The organism is Dyella thailandensis, assembly GCF_050749815.1.
Taxonomy (GTDB): Bacteria; Pseudomonadota; Gammaproteobacteria; order Xanthomonadales; family Rhodanobacteraceae; genus Dyella_A.
The window spans coordinates 2,005,962-2,020,945 of the sequence record NZ_CP192735.1 but is presented as its reverse complement, the minus strand read 5'-3'; the positions used below and the strand labels follow the sequence as shown (position 1 = coordinate 2,020,945).

Below are 14,984 nucleotides of genomic sequence, written 5' to 3'. Positions count from 1 at the left end.
GCGAAAAGCTTCCCCCCTCACCTCAGCCCTCTCCCCCGAACGATGAAGCTGTTCAGGGGAGAGGGAGCAGAAAGCGCGGCTTCGGGCTGGCGTGAGCTCGCTGCTTTAGCTGCTCCGCCGAACAACGGGCTTCACCTGCCGCGCATCGAAGACCAACACTCACACCAAGCCCAGATCCTTTGGCCGGGCCTGCGGAAACACCGCCTGCAACTGACTACCGCTCAGGCCCCAGAGCCGCTGCAGCAAGCCGCCCAGCACGTCGCGGTAGTTGTTGAGCACGGGGTAGTCGCGGTTCTGCAGCAGGTTGGGCTGGGTCACGGCCACCTGCTCGCCGGCGATGCGGCCGCCGCGCACGCCGCCGCCGAGCACCCAGTACGTGGTGCCGTGGCCGTGGTCGGTGCCTTTGTCGCCGTTCTCGCGGAAAGTGCGGCCGAACTCGGAGAGCACCACCACCGTGGTGCGGTTCCACTCGTCGCCCAGCGCGTCGGCGTAGGCGGCGAGGCCCTCGCCCAGGTTGCGCAGGTTGTTGGCCAGGCCGCCGGTGACGCTGCCCTGGTTGACGTGGGTGTCCCAGCCGCCGACGTCGACGAAGCCCAGCCGGTACTGCTCGCGCATCAGCGTGGCGATGCGGCGCGTTTCGCTGGCGAAGTTGCGGGCGCTGGGCGCGCCGCGGCTGGCGGCGGTCATCTCCTGCATCAGGTCCTGGGTGACGTTCTTGCGCAGCGCCAGGCCGTCGGCCGACGCGGAGGCGAGCGGCGTGCCGCGGTACATGCTGGCGAGGATGTCCGCCTGGCGATCGTTGAAATGCGCCTTGGTGTTGCCCTTGAGCGAGATGTTGGGGATGTCTTTCGCCGCGCCCTGGAAGCTCAGCGGCAAATTGCCGGTGAAGGCGATCGCCGGTATGCCGGTGAGCTGGCCGGACAGCCGCGCCATGAAGCCGGAGCGGTAGTTGCCGCTGTGGTCCAGCGGCTCGCCGCGCTCGATGTTGTCCTGCGTCTCGAAGTGGCTGCGCGAGAGGTCGTCGGTGCCGGCGAACGGCACGAAGGCCACCTGCTTCTTCTGCCACAGCGGGTAGATGGAATCGCGCAGCACCGGGTTGAGGCCCCAATGGCTGTCCAGCGGCAGCGCGGCGTTCGGATTGCTGGCATCGGGGCGGGCGATGGCCAGCGTGGGGCGCGACTCGTAGTAGAAATCGCTGCCGGTGGGCACCAGCAGGTTGTTGCAGTCGTAGCCACCACGCAGGAACACCAGCAGGAAGCGTGGCGTGCTGGCGGGTGCTGCAAACAGCCGGCTGGAAAATGAGAACGCCGGGGCAGCGAGTGCGGCGGCGGCCGCGGTGCGGAGAAACTGGCGACGATCCATGGTGGGAGCCTCTTCTCTCAGCGGGTGTTGAAGTCGGGGGAAGCGAGCAGGAAGGTGTTCCACTCGGCCGGCGATTTCGCCTGCGCCAGGGCGTCGCGCGTGTGCGGCGACAGCCACGGTTGCATGGTCTGCGCGAACAGCGGGCCGTTCAGTGCCGGCGGGTCAGGGCGCATGTGTGGCGGCCTCGGGCCGGCGTCGTCGTCGGCCGCGGGCTCGAACAGTCGGCTGCGGCCGCTGCCGATCATGCCGGCGATGTCGAAGCGTTTGGCCATCTGTCCCGAGCCGGACCAGCTGGCGTTGTCCAGCGGCCAGCCGTCCGGCGTGATGCGGCCGTAGATCGGCTCGCCCATCTGCTGCAGGGCACCCACCAGCGGCTGTGCGTTGCTGATCGGCCGGCCGTCCAGACTCACGCGCATGGCCGAGACGAGAAACTGCATCGGGTCCTTGAACTTGCCGCCCGCGGTGGCAGTGATCTCCTTCGCGGTGAACAGCGTGCGCAGCACGGCGGCGATGTCGCCGTCGGTGCGCTGGAAGGTTCTGGCCATCGCGTCCACCAATGCGGGCGGCGGATCGTCGGCCACGAAGTACTGCGCCAGCTGGCGCGACACGAAGCGCGCGCAAGCTGGCTGGCTGACGATCAGGTCCACCGCCTGCTCCACCTCCTCAAAGCCACCGCCACGGATGCGGTGGCCGAGGAAGGTCTTGTCGCTGTCGTCGTGGCGGGCCGGGTTGAATTCGAACAGGCCGCGCTGCACCACGCCGCGCTGCGCGCCGCCGAAGCGCGCGAAGCGTCGCCTGCCTTCCATCTGGCGCGGGCGCGCCACGCCCACGCCGGTGAGAATCAGCGCCAGCTGCTGCACATCCTGCTGGGTGTAGCCGCTGCCCACGCCCAGCGTGTGCAGCTCCATGAGTTCGCGCGCGTAGTTCTCGTTGACCTTGCCCTTGGCGTTCTGCGCGTTGTCCAGGTACATCAGCATCGCCGGGCTTTCCAGCGTGGCCATCACCAGGTCACGGAACTTACCCAGCGTGTGCGGGCGGATCACATGCTCTTCGTAGTCCGCCGCCAGCAGCTTCACCGGCCCCTTGGCGCCGTACACGCTGAAGTGGTTCAACCAGAACCACACCATCTGCTCCTTCAGCGGATTGCTGCCGTAGATGGCGTGCAGCAGCTCGGCTTGCTGGGCCTCGCGCAGCAGCTTGCGGCCGTCCTTCTGCGCCGTTTTCTTGGCGGCGACCTTGGCGTCGCCGTCGGGCATCGTCTTCACCTGCTTCATCTGGTCGCGATAGCGCTTCACCAGCTCCAGTGGCGGCGTGTTGATCGCATCGTAGCTGTCGATCAGCTGCTGGATGGGGGAGGGCAGGGTGTCGTTGCGATCGGCGAGTGCTTCATCGAGCCAGCCCTCGCGGCCGAGCTGCCGGTAGCGCGCCAGAGTGGCGCTGTCCACGCCGAAGCTGGCGCGGCGCAGCCAGGCAATGTCGTCGTGGGAAAGCGGCGCGCCGGGGGAGCTGGCGAGCGCGGGCGCTGCGCCGGCCGCGGCCAGCAGCAAACCGGTGGCGAGCGAGGCAAAGACGAGGCGCATGCGAAGCCATCCGTGCAGTGGGCGATGCGATGGTCAACGCGGAACCCGCGCTACGGTGTACCGGGTGCTGCCGTCGCGTCCGCCCCGTTCAGCCTTCGCAACACCTTGCGCCCCTTGTAGGAGCGGCTTCAGCCGCGATGCTCTTGGTAATCCGCCGCTCTCGCGCAAGCGGACGGCTCGCCCAATCAAAACTCGTCCACGAACTCCACCCCCATGCCGCGCTCGCGCCCGATGAACTCGGCCACGCTCTGCACCGCGTCGACGCGGTTGGCGTTGGGCGCGCGCACTTCCACGTAGTAGATCTTGCCCTCGCTGTCGTCCACCAGTTCGCTGGAGCTGGAGTCGTCGCGCATCATCGGGGTGAGGTCGTCCACTTCTTCCACGTGCTCGATACCGTCGATGCCGTGCAGGGCGTTGATCACGGTGTCGGCGTCGTCGCGGCTGCCGATCAGGCGCATGCGGACCATGGGCATGGGCGTACTCCTCGGTGGGGGATGGGGCATCGTGCGCCGCCTTGCGTGGGCGTCGGGTGATGCTGGCGCGACGGCAGTTACCATGCGCGCTGACCGCCAGGATGCCCGCCGTGCCCAAGACCTACGACCGCGCCTATTTCGACAAGTGGTACCGCCACCCGGACCACACCGTCGCCTCGCCCGCCGAGCTGCGCCGCAAGGTGGCGCTGGCCGTGGCGCAGGCCGAGTACTACCTGGGCCGCCCCATCCGCAGCGTGCTCGACGTGGGCTGCGGCGAGGCGCCGTGGCGCGCCCACCTGCGCGCGCTGCGCCCGGAGGCGAGCTACCGCGGGCTGGACGCCAGCGAGTACGTGGTCAACCGCTACGGCCGCAGTCGCAACATCGGCCTGGCCACCTTCGGCCAGCTCGAATACCTGCGCTTCGACACCCGCTTCGACCTCATCGTCTGCACCGACGTGCTGCACTACCTCAAGCCCGCCGAAATCCGCGCGGGCCTCGGCGGCATCGTCGACATGCTCGAAGGCATCGCCTTCGTCGAAGTGTTCACCCGCAGCGATGACCCCGACGGCGACATGCACGGCTTCGTCGCCCGCACCCCGCAGTGGTACTTGCGCGAGTTCCAGCAGGCCGGGCTGCTGCCGTGTGGGTCGCATTGCTACCTGGGCCCCAGGCTGGAGCGGCGGGTGGCGGCGTTGGAGCGGGCGCAGGTGGTGGTGGGTTGAGGTAAGGGCGGATGTCGGGCCCAGAGCGGACGCTATAAGCGTGCGCATTTTTGGAGGGTAACGTGAGCAATTTGGACGCACAGAACAAAGTCGCCGGACTATTTGTTGACCTTGTTGCAGCTCGGGCCGGCACCGGCCGAGCTGTGCACGCGGAAACCGCAATTGCAGCAGCGGCTCGGTTGTCAGGAAGTCTGCTCCTGCGATCGTTCAATCTCGATATCAACAAATTTGAACCTGGATCGGTACTTCTTTCAGAGAAGGCCAATGAGGAAGGGCCGCAACTGATCAATATATTGGGATCGATGCTTCAAAACTTCGGAGTCGTGCTCGACAAGTCGAAAATCGGCGGCAGCAATGCACTTCGGGGCGAGGAGCCAAAGCTATCGGTTGTTCAATCGCTGGTGTTGCTGCAAGAGGATGCCGTGCGGATCGCTGAAGAGAACCGCCTAAGTCTTAAGGAGGCTGCCCAGTCCGCAGCAATGGGTACGGCCTTTATCGTCAAGGAATGCGCAGGGAAAATAGGCGCAGAAGTCAGCTTCAATGTCGCGCTCTATGGGGTCATCGAAGGGTCCAAGACAGTGCCGCCGCGGCTTCAGTTGCCTAAGAAGCCGTCGTGGAAATTTTGGTAGGCAGTGTCTGATTTTGGCTCGAAGCGGTCGCTCGAAAGTACACTCTGGGCCGGGTTTTGGACCCGGGTTTTGTTTGTCAGAATGGCGTCGATGACCAACAGGGGAACAAGGATGCGTAAGAGTTTGAGCACGTGGCTCGCGGTGCTGGCAATGGGCGTGGTGCATGCGAAGAGTGCCAAAGACCCGATCGTGACGGATCCTGTTTACGCACAGCCACGGAGGCTGGTGGCGATGGATAACGGGCGGCGAATGAACATTTACTGCCTTGGTCATGGCAAGCCCACTGTGATCCTTGATGCGGGGATGGGGGACTCGACGATTTCTTGGGCGTTGGTGCAAAAGCCGATCGCTGCAGACACACGCGTGTGCTCATACGATCGTGCGGGTCTCGGATTCAGCGATGCGTCGAATCGCCCGAGCACTGCTCTAAACATTGCCGAGGATTTGCACAAGCTATTGCGGGCTGCTGGCGAGAAGCCGCCCTATGTGCTCGTGGGTCATTCGGCAGCAGGTATGTATATACGTGTCTACGCAGACCGCTATCCAAAAGATGTGGTGGGCTTGGTATCAGTGGAGGGATCGCACGAGGATCAGTCCGAGCGTGGGTGGGCGATTGGCGAACCGGGCCAGCAAGCCAAGTGGGATGCATATCTGGCCGAGTACGACAGTTGCGTCACGGAGGCCCGCAAAGGTCTCGTTCCTGGTACCCCTGCTTTCGAAAAGTGTGTCGGAGCTCCGGATCCACGTTTCAGCGCCGAGATCAACGCGGCTCAGATGCACTACGCGGCGACGGAGCGGTGGCAGGCAGCAGCGGCTTCTGAGCGTCACGCCATCTTTTACGCCAGCGCCGACCAGACCCGCCGGACGCGCCGCAGTTTCGGGGACATGCCAATCGTAGTGCTCACGCATGCACCATACCCACCCGCGAAGGACGAGACGCAGGCCTTGCGCGATCAAAGAACCCTCTCGTGGGAAACCATGCACAACGAAGTGGCGGCCATGTCCACCCGGGGATTCAACGCCATTGTTCCGGGGGCAGGGCACTACGTCCAATACGATCGTCCGCAGGTCGTGATTGACGCAGTGGAAAACGTGGTGGGTCTCGTTCGGCGTGAGCGAGCCGATGTGGCATCCAGCGACTCAAAGCCGTGAACTGCGAGCGGGTGGGCCTCTTTGCGCGGCGATAGCGCGGCTGACTCGCAAGTGCGAGTGTTTTACAGCGCTCATCTAGATGAGTAGCTCCTTGCGCAGCCGCTGCGCATCGCGCAGCGGTGAGGCGCCGAACAAGCGAGCGTAGTCGCGGCCGAACTGCGAGGGGCTTTCGTAGCCCACGCGGTATGCCACATCCGAAGCGGTTCGCGCGCCGGTCATCAGCAGTTGCCGGGCGCGCAGCAGGCGGAGCTGCTTCTGGAACTGGATGGGGCTCATCACGGTGACCGCCTTGAAGTGGCGGTGGAAGGTGGCGGGGCTCATCGCGGCGAGGTCGGCGAGGGTTTCGACCTGCACGGGGCGGTCGTGGTGTTCGCGCAGCCAGGCGATGGTGCGGCGGATGCGCGAGAGCGTGCTGTCCGGCAGCGCGATCTCGCGCAGCATCCATCCCTGCGGGCCTTGCAGTACGCGATACAGGATCTCGCGCTCGTACACCGGTGCCAGCGCAGCGATGTCGCCCGGGTGCTCCATCAGGCGCAGTAGTCGCAACCATGCGTCGAGCAGTTCCGGCGTGGTGGGGCAGACGCTGAAGCCGCGTTCGTCGTGCGTGCCGGTTTTCGGCGTGGGCATGTCGTCCAGCAGGTCCGCGACCACGTCCGGATCGAGCGTCAGGGCGACGGCCAGGTAGGGCCGGCCGTCGCGGTCCGGGTGCACGGTGCCGGTGGCCGGCACGTCGATCGACATCACGAAGTAGTGGGTGGGGTCGTAGCGATAGGTCTGGCCGCCGATGGTGAGGGTTTTCCCGCCCTGCAGGATCAGGTTGATCATCGGCTCGTACACGGCCGCCAGCTGGTGCTCGGGAATCTCGCCCTGGACCATGGCCACGCGCGGCAGGCCGGTTTCGGTGCGGCGGTTCTCTGCATGCGCCGTGAGTCGGTGCAGTTCGGCCAGGGCGGAATCCATCGGTGGATTATGCCGGCTGCGCCGGTCGCCACCGCGCATTTGAGAGGATCGGGCAAGGGTGCGCGACGATCCGGCCAGAGTCGTCCGCGCGAGCGACCTACGCTGCCTGCATCTTTCGCACGCTGCAGGGCATCCCCATGAAAATCGCATTGATCACCGGCGCCAGTCGAGGCATCGGACACGCCGCCGCGCTGGCCTGCGCGCGGCACGGCTTTGGTGTCGTCGCCACCTACCGCAGCCATCGGGCCGGTGCGGACGCGCTGGTCGAGCAGATCCGGGGCGAAGGCGGCAAGGCGGTGGCCCTGTCGCTGGATGTGGGCGACGTCGCCAGCTTCGAGCGCTTCACGCGCGAGCTGTCGACCACGCTGGAGCGGGAGTGGGGGCGGGCGTCGTTCGATGGCCTGGTGAACAACGCCGGTCACGGCGGCTTCCATCCGTTTGGCACGATCACCGAGGCCGTCTTTGATGGCTTGATGAATGTGCACCTCAAGGGGCCGCTGTTCCTGACCCAGGCGCTGTTGCCGCTGCTGGCCGATGGCGGCTCCATCGTCAACGTGAGCAGCGCCACCACGCGCGTCGCCACCGTGGGCGTGGCGCCGTACGCGGCCATGAAGGGCGGCCTGGACGTGCTGACGCGCTACATAGCCAAGGAGTTCGGCCCGCGCCGCATCCGCGCCAATTCGGTTTCGCCGGGCGCCATCCGCACGGAGCTGGGCGACAGCGCTTTGGACAAGCATCCGGAGTTTGCGCAGATGCTCGCCGATCAGACCGCCCTGGGGCGGGTGGGGGAGGCGACGGACGTGGCCGGTGTGATCGCCTCGCTGCTGCTTCCCGACAGCGGTTGGGTCAATGCGCAGCGGATCGAGGTTGGTGGCGGGTACTGCATCTGATGGCAATGACCATGCGACCCGCCATCGAGATGACGACCTTCAAGCTGGTTGCCGGGCTGCAGCTGGCGGACTTCATCGCCGCGAATGCGGACGTCGATCCCTGGCTGCGGCGGCAGCGCGGATTCGTCTCGCGAATGCTGCTGCAGCATCCGGACGGCACGGTGGTGGATCTGGTCGTCTGGAAGCGGGTGGCCGACGCCAGGGCTTCCGCCCGTCGCCTGATGCGCGAGCTGGCCGATGCGCCGGTGCATGCGGCGATCGATCAGGGCACCGTGTGCTGGTCGGTGAGCCCGATCGCGCACCTGGTGCCGTGACGGGTAGGGCCGTCGTTTTACCGGCGCGTGCCGATACCGTTCGGGATAAAAAAAGCCGCCCGAGGGCGGCTTTTTCGTACAGCGATGAAGTACCCGATCAGCCGCCGCGCGAGGCGCGCTTGCGGTCGTTCTCGGTGAGGTGCTTCTTGCGCAGGCGGATTTCCTTCGGGGTGACTTCCACCAGCTCGTCGTCGTCGATGAAGTCCAGCGCCTGTTCCAGCGAGAACTTGATCGCCGGGGTGAGCTGAATCGCGTCGTCCTTGCCCGAGGCGCGCATGTTGGTGAGCGGCTTGGGCTTGATCGCGTTGACGGTGAGGTCGTTGTCCTTGGCGTGGATGCCCACCAGCTGGCCTTCGTACACGTTGTCGCCTTCGGCGGCGAACAGCTTGCCGCGCTCCTGCAGCGGCCCCAGCGAGTAGGCGGGGGTGGTGCCGCCGGCGTTAGCGATCATCACGCCGTTGGGGCGCTTGGCGATCTGGCCTTCTTCCTTCGGACCGTAGTGGTCGAACACGTGGAACAGCAGGCCCGAGCCCTGGGTGAGGGTCTTGAACTGGTTCTGGAAGCCGATCAGGCCACGCGCCGGGATCATGTACTCCAGGCGCACGCGGCCCTTGCCGTCCGGCTCCATGTTCTTCAGCTGGCCCTTGCGGATGCCCAGACGCTCCATCACCGGGCCCTGGTGGATCTCTTCCACGTCGACCACCAGCTGCTCGAACGGCTCCATCATCTGGCCGTCGATCTCCTTGATGATCACTTCCGGACGCGACACGGCCAGCTCGTAGCCCTCGCGGCGCATGTTCTCGATCAGCACCGACAGGTGCAGCTCGCCGCGGCCGGAGACCAGGAACTTGTCCGCGTCCGAACCCTGCTCGACCTTCAGCGCCACGTTGTGCACCTGCTCGCGGTCCAGGCGGTCCTTGAGCTGGCGGCTGGTGAGGAACTTGCCGCCGGAGAGGTCCTTGTTGCCGGCGAACGGCGAGTTGTTCACCTGGAAGGTCATGCTGATGGTCGGCTCGTCCACCGTGAGCGCCGGCAGCGCCTCGGGCTTGTCCAGCGCGCAGACGGTGTCGGAGATGGTGAGGTCGGCGATGCCGGAGATGGCGACGATGTCACCGGCTTCGGCGCTGTCCTGCTCGATGCGCTCCAGGCCCATGAAGCCCAGCACCTGCAGCACCTTGCCCTGGCGCTTCTTGCCGTGGCGATCGATCACCGCCACCGGCATGTTCTTCTTCAGGGTGCCGCGCTGGATGCGGCCGATGCCGATCACGCCCACGAAGTTGTTGTAGTCGAGCTGGCTGATGCGCATCTGGAACGGGCCGTCCGGATCGACGTCCGGCTTGGGCGCGTGCTGCATGATCGCCTCGTACAGCGGGGTCATGTCGCCTTCGCGGGCGTTTTCGTCCAGCGAGGCGTAGCCGTTCAGCGCCGAGGCGTAGACGATCGGGAAGTCCATCTGCTCGGGCGTGGCGCCTAGGCGGTCGAACAGATCCCACACCTGCTCCACCACCCACTCCGGGCGCGAGCCGGGGCGGTCGATCTTGTTGATCACCACGATCGGCTTGAAGCCCATCGCGAACGCCTTCTGGGTCACGAAGCGCGTCTGCGGCATCGGGCCGTCCATCGCGTCGACCAGGATCAGCACCGTGTCCACCATCGACAGCACGCGCTCCACCTCGCCGCCGAAGTCGGCGTGTCCGGGGGTGTCGACGATGTTGATGCGGTTGCCCTGCCAGGTGATGGCCGTGTTCTTGGCCAGGATGGTGATGCCACGCTCCTTTTCCTGGTCGTTGGAGTCCATCACGCGCTCGGCCAGCACGGTGCGCTCGGAGAGCGTGCCGGACTGCTTGAGCAGCTGGTCGACGAGGGTGGTTTTGCCATGGTCGACGTGGGCGACGATGGCGATATTGCGCAGCTTTTCGATGGACATGGGTAAAGGCTCGGCGGGCGCCGTAAGGGCCGCCTGAAAGGTGGGCTGAAGGATTAACCGCCGGATTATACGGGCTTGTGTGACAACTTGCTGCGCTGCCGCGGAAAATGGTTCAGCCGCGCGGGCGCCGGCGTTGCGCCGACGCCCGTGGAAAAGGGGCTGTCAACCGGCTCCGATCAGGGCTGGCGGCAGCTGGCCGGCAGGTTCTTGGCGGGAATCTCGTCGGAATAGCAGCTCCAGCGGATCGCGTTGTTCTCGAGCGCCGGAGTGAGCTCCAGCGTCTTGCCGGCGATCTGTGCGTTGGCTTTGCTCGGTGCCTCGCTGCCGAAATGCACGGTGATCGTGCCCTGTTCGCCGACGCTGACCGAGTCTACGTATTTGCCGTGTATGGCAGGTGGCAGCGGCAGGCCGGTCGCCGCGTTGCTGGTCGGCCAGCGGCCGCGCTGGGCGCGATATTCGGCCACCGCGGTCTTGGCGGTATCAGCCAAGGTGAGGCCCTCGGCGACCTGTGCGCGGATGACGTAGTCTTGATAGGCCGGGATCGCGATGGCCGCCATGATCGCGACGACCGCCACCGCGGTCATGCCGCTGCCGTTGCCACTGGCGCCGATCAGCTCCAGCGGCTGCTGCTCGTAGTTCACCCGGAACGCGATGCCGTCGTTAGTGACGCCCAGGCTGAGCCCGGCAATGCCGTGATGCGGCAGCTTCAGCGTGTGCGCGGCCGGCATCGCCATCAGGTCGACGTTGCCGCCGCTGAGATCGTTGATGATCTGCAGCAGCTGCAGGTAGGCGTAGTAGGTGTTGCGCTGCGCGTCGCGGGTCACGGCGGTGACGCCGAGCAGGCTGTCCGCGCCTTCGTAACCTCGGGCCTTCAGCCAGCCGTCCAGCGCCAGCGAGGGATGTGCGGCCGCGCGATCGGCCAGCGCCTGCGGCACCTTGGCGAAGATCAGGAAGTTGCCGTCCTCCACCCAGTAGAAATGGGTGCCGACGCGCGCGGCAAGTTCGGTGATGGCGGCCATGCCGGGATAGTTTCTCTTCGCGGCGTCCTCCGGCTTGGTCGAGCCATGCACGGTGAGCGAGTGGACGGTGATGCCGTCCAGCGAGCGCTCGGTGAAACGCCACTGATGCTGCTTCGCCAAGCGCTCGATCTGCGCGTAAAGCGCCTTGCGGTCGCGCACGCGCAGCGCCGTGTAGCTGCCCGCGTCGTCCTCGAACGAGATCAGCTCAGGGCCGACCCACTGCACGATCTCGGCGAGATCGAAGCCGGTCGCAACCTTCCACTTGGCCATTGCCTCGCGCCAGCTGGCCGCGCGCTCGGCGCCGAAGTCGAGCGCGAGATTGTTCTCGAAGGCCTGCCATTGCGCGGCACCGGGCAAGGCGACGTTGGCCACCCAGCGCGGCGCGCCGGCGGTGTCGAAGCTGGGGTCGAACTGCTGCGGGGCGAGGTAGCCGAGCAGGCGCGACTGCGGCGCGTGAATGCGCAGCTGCATGTGGCCGTGGCCATCCATGCTGCCGGCACCGAAGGCGACGCCGTCGGCCTTGCTGAGCAGGTCGCCGGGCAGAGTGCCCGCGGTCGGTGGAATCGCGCCGGTCGCCAGGCTGCCGACACCGTGCAGGCTGACCCAGCCGAACAAGCCCTCGCCGGAGCCGTCGATGGCGTGCTCCTGCGTGGCGATGGCCTGTGCCACCGGGGTGTCGGTCTGCGTCTTGGCGATGCCTGCCAGAAGGGTGGAGAGCTGGGCGTTGTCGGTCGCCTGCTTGCCCACCAGCAGGAACAGTCGCTGGCTGGCGGCATCGAAGTGCAGCGGTGCGCCCATCGCCAGCTGGCTGTCGCCGTTCGCGTCGAACGGTCTGGCCAGCGTCATCGCGGGGCCGAGCGCGGCAAAGCGCGCGGCCACTTCCGCACCGGTGTGCTGTGCCAGCCGCATCGACAGCAGCACCTGGCTGCCGGGCGACATCACGCCGATCGGGTCGCTGGCCACCGCCTCCAGCGGCGAGCGCAGGTCGACCAGCAGCGGGATCACATAGGCAGCCGCGCCACTGTCGGCGAGCACCTTGTCCTTGGCGATCGCCTCGCGCAGCGCGGCGATGGTGGCGAGGTTGGCATCGCCGGCGGTGACCTGGTCCAGCGAGCGGCCGTCCGGCACCGCGCCGATGAGACCCCACGGCGAGGGAATGCGCAGGTAGGCGACGGTGGTGGGCGGCAGGTGACTGCGCAGCCAGGCCGGTTGCGAGAGGGCGTCCTGCGCCCGCTGCAGCGTGGCGGCATCGACGGTTGCCGGCCGGGTGTCGGCGGCGTCATCGCGATGGCAGGCGGCGATGGCAAAACAGGCGGCCGCGACAGCGGCGGCCACGGAGCGGCGCGAAAGGTTCATCCCTGATTTTCCCCTGACGGTAGGCGTCCAGGCCCCGGGATGGAGGCGGACGCAACATCGGCGAGCCTAGCAAAACCCGCAGGCCGGATCAGGCGCGCTGGCCGATCCGGCCCGGTGGCGGCTATTGCAGCAGGCTGACCTGGTCGGCGGCGGTGTACCAGAGCAGCTGGTAGTGGCCGTAGGGGTAGTCGAGGCTGCGGTCTTCGCCGGGGATCGACGAGGTGTGCACGCCGTCGACGGTGCACACGCCGCCGTAGCAGTTGATCTCGTCCACCCAGGATTTGAACGAGTACATGTGCACGCCGAAGCGGTGGCCGGCGATCGAGTCCAGGAACGGGCTGTGGATGGACAGGCCGTAGGTGCCGCAGGTGCTGTTGAACACGTTGTACGGGTACACGCCGCAGCTCCACAGCCCGTGCACGGCGCCGGCGATGCCGATGAAGGTGTTCACCTTGGCCGCCACGCCGAGCTTGTCGATCTCGCGCATGGCGAGCGTGACGCCCATGGAGTGGCCGATCACGTCGATCTTGCCCGAGCACGAGTTGGCGATGGCGCTGGAAATGGCGTTCTTCACCGGCGTTTCTTCGCTGCCGTCGTGGTCATTGCAGGCGGCGCAGTACGGGTTGCCCCAGGATGGGCGGATGATCTGCGCGTCGGTCCAGCCGTTCTGGCGCAGCAGGTTGTAGGTGTTGACGAAATCGCCGGGGCTGCCGGTGTTGCCGTGGACCATCACCACGGTGTCATGGCAGACGGCGCGGGCCGCCGTGGCGGGTATCAGGAGCAGCAGGGCGAGCAGGACGTGCTTGATCGACATCGCGTGTTTCCTCCTTCGCTACATGCCTCGCGGACGAGGCGGGTGGCGCCGCGCGCAGGCGCGGGGCCGGATGGGTAGCGACATCGCGGCGTGGTGCTGCCGGGGGAGGGATGTCGGGGGGGCGGGTTTGGCTTTTAGTGCCGCGGCATCAAGGTTCACCAAGCTTGCTGTAGGAGCGGCTTCAGCCGCGATGCTCCAGGCTTTAGTTGTGCATCAGGAGCAAGAGCATCGCGGCTGAAGCCGCTCCTACAGGTTCTATACGAGCAGGTTCTATACGAGCCGCGGGTGGCGCTCACACCACCCCCGTCACCGCATACACCGCAATGACCACCCCTACCGCCAGCGTCTTGATCACGGTGATGGCGAAGATGTCCTTGTACGACTGCCGATGCGTCAGCCCGGTCACTGCCAGCAGGGTGATCACCGCGCCGTTGTGCGGCAGCGTGTCCATGCCGCCGGAGGCCATCGCGGCCACGCGGTGCAGCACTTCCATCGGGATACCCGCGGCTTGCGCGTTGTGAATGAAGGTGTCGGCCATCGCCGCCAGTGCGATGCTCATGCCGCCGGACGCCGAGCCGGTGATGCCGGCCAGCGCGGTCACCGACACCGCCTCGTTGACCAGCGGATGCGGAATCGCGCGCAATCCGTCGGCGACCAGCTTGAAGCCGGGCAGGGCGGCGATCACGGCGCCGAAGCCGTATTCGGAAGCGGTGTTCATCGAGGCCAGCAGCGCACCGCCTACGGCGGCCTTGCTGCCTTCGGCGAAGCGCGCAATCACCGGCTTCCAGGCGGTGGCGAGCACGCACAGGATGCCGACCAGCAGCGCGCCCTCCACCGCCCAGATCGCGGCAATCTTCGCCGTCTCCTGCACGATCGGTTTGGCCTCGCCGACCACGGCGGGCACGAATGAACTGCTCACGCCGTACAGGCGCGGGATGGCGTCGGTGAGCAGCTTGTTGACCACGCCCACCAGCAGCAGCGGAAGAATTGCCAACAGCGGATGGGCCAGCTTGCCGTGCTCGAACGGCGCCGGCTCATTGAGTAGCTCGGTGCCGTAACCTTCGCCCGCCGCGGCGGCCTTGCGCCGGCGCCATTCCAGGTAGCTGAGGCCCACGACGAGGATGAACAGCGCGCCGATCGTGCCCAGCCACGGTGCGGCCCAGCCCGTGGTGCCGAAGAACGCGGTGGGGATGATGTTCTGGATCTGCGGCGTGCCCGGCAGCGAATCCATGGTGAAGGTGAACGCGCCCAGCGCGATGGTGCCGGGGATCAGCCGCTTGGGGATGTCGCTGGCGCGAAACAGCTCGGCGGCAAACGGATACACCGCGAACACCACCACGAACAGCGACACGCCGCCGTAGGTGAGCAGCGCGCACACCAGCACGATCGACAGCATCGCGCGGCTGCGCCCGACCAGGCCGATGGTGGCTGCGACGATCGCCTTGGAGAAACCCGACAGTTCGATGAGCTTGCCGAACAGCGCACCGAGCATGAACACCGGGAAGTAGAGCTTGAGGAAGCCGACCATGCGATCCATGAACAGGCCGGTGAACATCGGCGCCACCAGCGACGGCTCGGTCAGCAGCACCGCGCCCAGCGCAGCCAGTGGCGCGAACAGGATGACGCTGTAGCCGCGGTACGCCGCGAGCATCAGAAAGCACAGCGCGGCGAGCACGATCAGGAAGGCCATCCTTGCGGTTCCTCGGCGGTGGCATGAAGCACGATGGGGTCCGGAGTATCCGCACGCCTCGCCGCCGCGGGCACTGTACGAAGGTACAAGTGTGAC

13 protein-coding genes are annotated in these 14,984 nt (G+C 66.5%); 5 read left to right on the top strand and 8 right to left on the bottom strand.

The genetic code is table 11. The features are described from left to right. Window positions 1–159 precede the first annotated feature (159 nt). The 3 genes from ACQVBX_RS09360 to ACQVBX_RS09350 form a co-directional block, all read right to left on the bottom strand. Complete coding sequence (locus tag ACQVBX_RS09360; RefSeq protein WP_431633827.1) at window positions 160–1,362, bottom strand: DUF1501 domain-containing protein; 1,203 nt, start codon at window positions 1,360–1,362, stop codon at window positions 160–162. 17 nt (window positions 1,363–1,379) lie between these two features. Further along, window positions 1,380–2,942: a DUF1800 domain-containing protein gene (locus ACQVBX_RS09355; protein WP_431633826.1), complete on the bottom strand. Its 1,563-nt coding sequence runs from the start codon at window positions 2,940–2,942 to the stop codon at window positions 1,380–1,382. 185 nt (window positions 2,943–3,127) lie between these two features. After that, entirely contained in the window at window positions 3,128–3,415 is a 288-nt protein-coding gene (locus ACQVBX_RS09350) for a hypothetical protein (RefSeq protein ID WP_431633825.1), read from the bottom strand. A gap of 110 nt (window positions 3,416–3,525) precedes the next feature. Here ACQVBX_RS09350 and ACQVBX_RS09345 point away from each other — a divergent pair, with 110 nt between their 5' ends. The 3 genes from ACQVBX_RS09345 (at window position 3,526) to ACQVBX_RS09335 (ending at window position 5,918) form a co-directional block, all read left to right on the top strand. Then, window positions 3,526–4,137 carry a class I SAM-dependent DNA methyltransferase gene (locus ACQVBX_RS09345; RefSeq protein ID WP_431633824.1) on the top strand — a complete coding sequence of 204 codons (612 nt, stop codon included), beginning with the start codon at window positions 3,526–3,528 and terminating at the stop codon, window positions 4,135–4,137. Window positions 4,138–4,199: 62 nt separating this feature from the next. After that, window positions 4,200–4,766, top strand: coding sequence for a hypothetical protein (locus ACQVBX_RS09340; RefSeq protein WP_431633823.1), 567 nt, complete (start codon window positions 4,200–4,202; stop codon window positions 4,764–4,766). A gap of 90 nt (window positions 4,767–4,856) precedes the next feature. Beyond that, window positions 4,857–5,918: an alpha/beta hydrolase gene (locus tag ACQVBX_RS09335; RefSeq protein ID WP_431633822.1), complete on the top strand. Its 1,062-nt coding sequence runs from the start codon at window positions 4,857–4,859 to the stop codon at window positions 5,916–5,918. Between the two features lie 75 nt (window positions 5,919–5,993). On the opposite strand, the gene ACQVBX_RS09330 is transcribed toward ACQVBX_RS09335, so the two are convergent. Beyond that, window positions 5,994–6,878, bottom strand: a complete 885-nt coding sequence (locus ACQVBX_RS09330; protein ID WP_431633821.1) for an AraC family transcriptional regulator N-terminal domain-containing protein — start codon at window positions 6,876–6,878, stop codon at window positions 5,994–5,996. Window positions 6,879–7,015: 137 nt separating this feature from the next. Between ACQVBX_RS09330 and ACQVBX_RS09325 the strand changes: the two genes are divergently transcribed. Both ACQVBX_RS09325 and ACQVBX_RS09320 read left to right on the top strand, forming a co-directional pair. Beyond that, window positions 7,016–7,768 carry an SDR family NAD(P)-dependent oxidoreductase gene (locus ACQVBX_RS09325; RefSeq protein ID WP_431638146.1) on the top strand — a complete coding sequence of 251 codons (753 nt, stop codon included), beginning with the start codon at window positions 7,016–7,018 and terminating at the stop codon, window positions 7,766–7,768. Between the two features lie 5 nt (window positions 7,769–7,773). After that, window positions 7,774–8,082, top strand: a complete 309-nt coding sequence (locus ACQVBX_RS09320) for a hypothetical protein (RefSeq protein ID WP_431633820.1) — start codon at window positions 7,774–7,776, stop codon at window positions 8,080–8,082. Between the two features lie 97 nt (window positions 8,083–8,179). Here the strand turns inward: ACQVBX_RS09320 and typA are convergent, their stop codons facing one another. From typA to ACQVBX_RS09300, 4 genes are all read right to left on the bottom strand, one after another. Then, window positions 8,180–10,009 (bottom strand): translational GTPase TypA, encoded by a 1,830-nt coding sequence (gene typA / locus ACQVBX_RS09315; RefSeq protein WP_431633819.1) that lies wholly within the window; start codon window positions 10,007–10,009, stop codon window positions 8,180–8,182. 176 nt (window positions 10,010–10,185) lie between these two features. Further along, window positions 10,186–12,384, bottom strand: coding sequence for a pilin (locus ACQVBX_RS09310; RefSeq protein ID WP_431633818.1), 2,199 nt, complete (start codon window positions 12,382–12,384; stop codon window positions 10,186–10,188). A gap of 121 nt (window positions 12,385–12,505) precedes the next feature. Next, window positions 12,506–13,198: a lipase gene (locus ACQVBX_RS09305; RefSeq protein WP_431633817.1), complete on the bottom strand. Its 693-nt coding sequence runs from the start codon at window positions 13,196–13,198 to the stop codon at window positions 12,506–12,508. Between the two features lie 292 nt (window positions 13,199–13,490). Beyond that, complete coding sequence (locus tag ACQVBX_RS09300; RefSeq protein ID WP_431633816.1) at window positions 13,491–14,888, bottom strand: GntP family permease; 1,398 nt, start codon at window positions 14,886–14,888, stop codon at window positions 13,491–13,493. Window positions 14,889–14,984 lie beyond the last annotated feature (96 nt).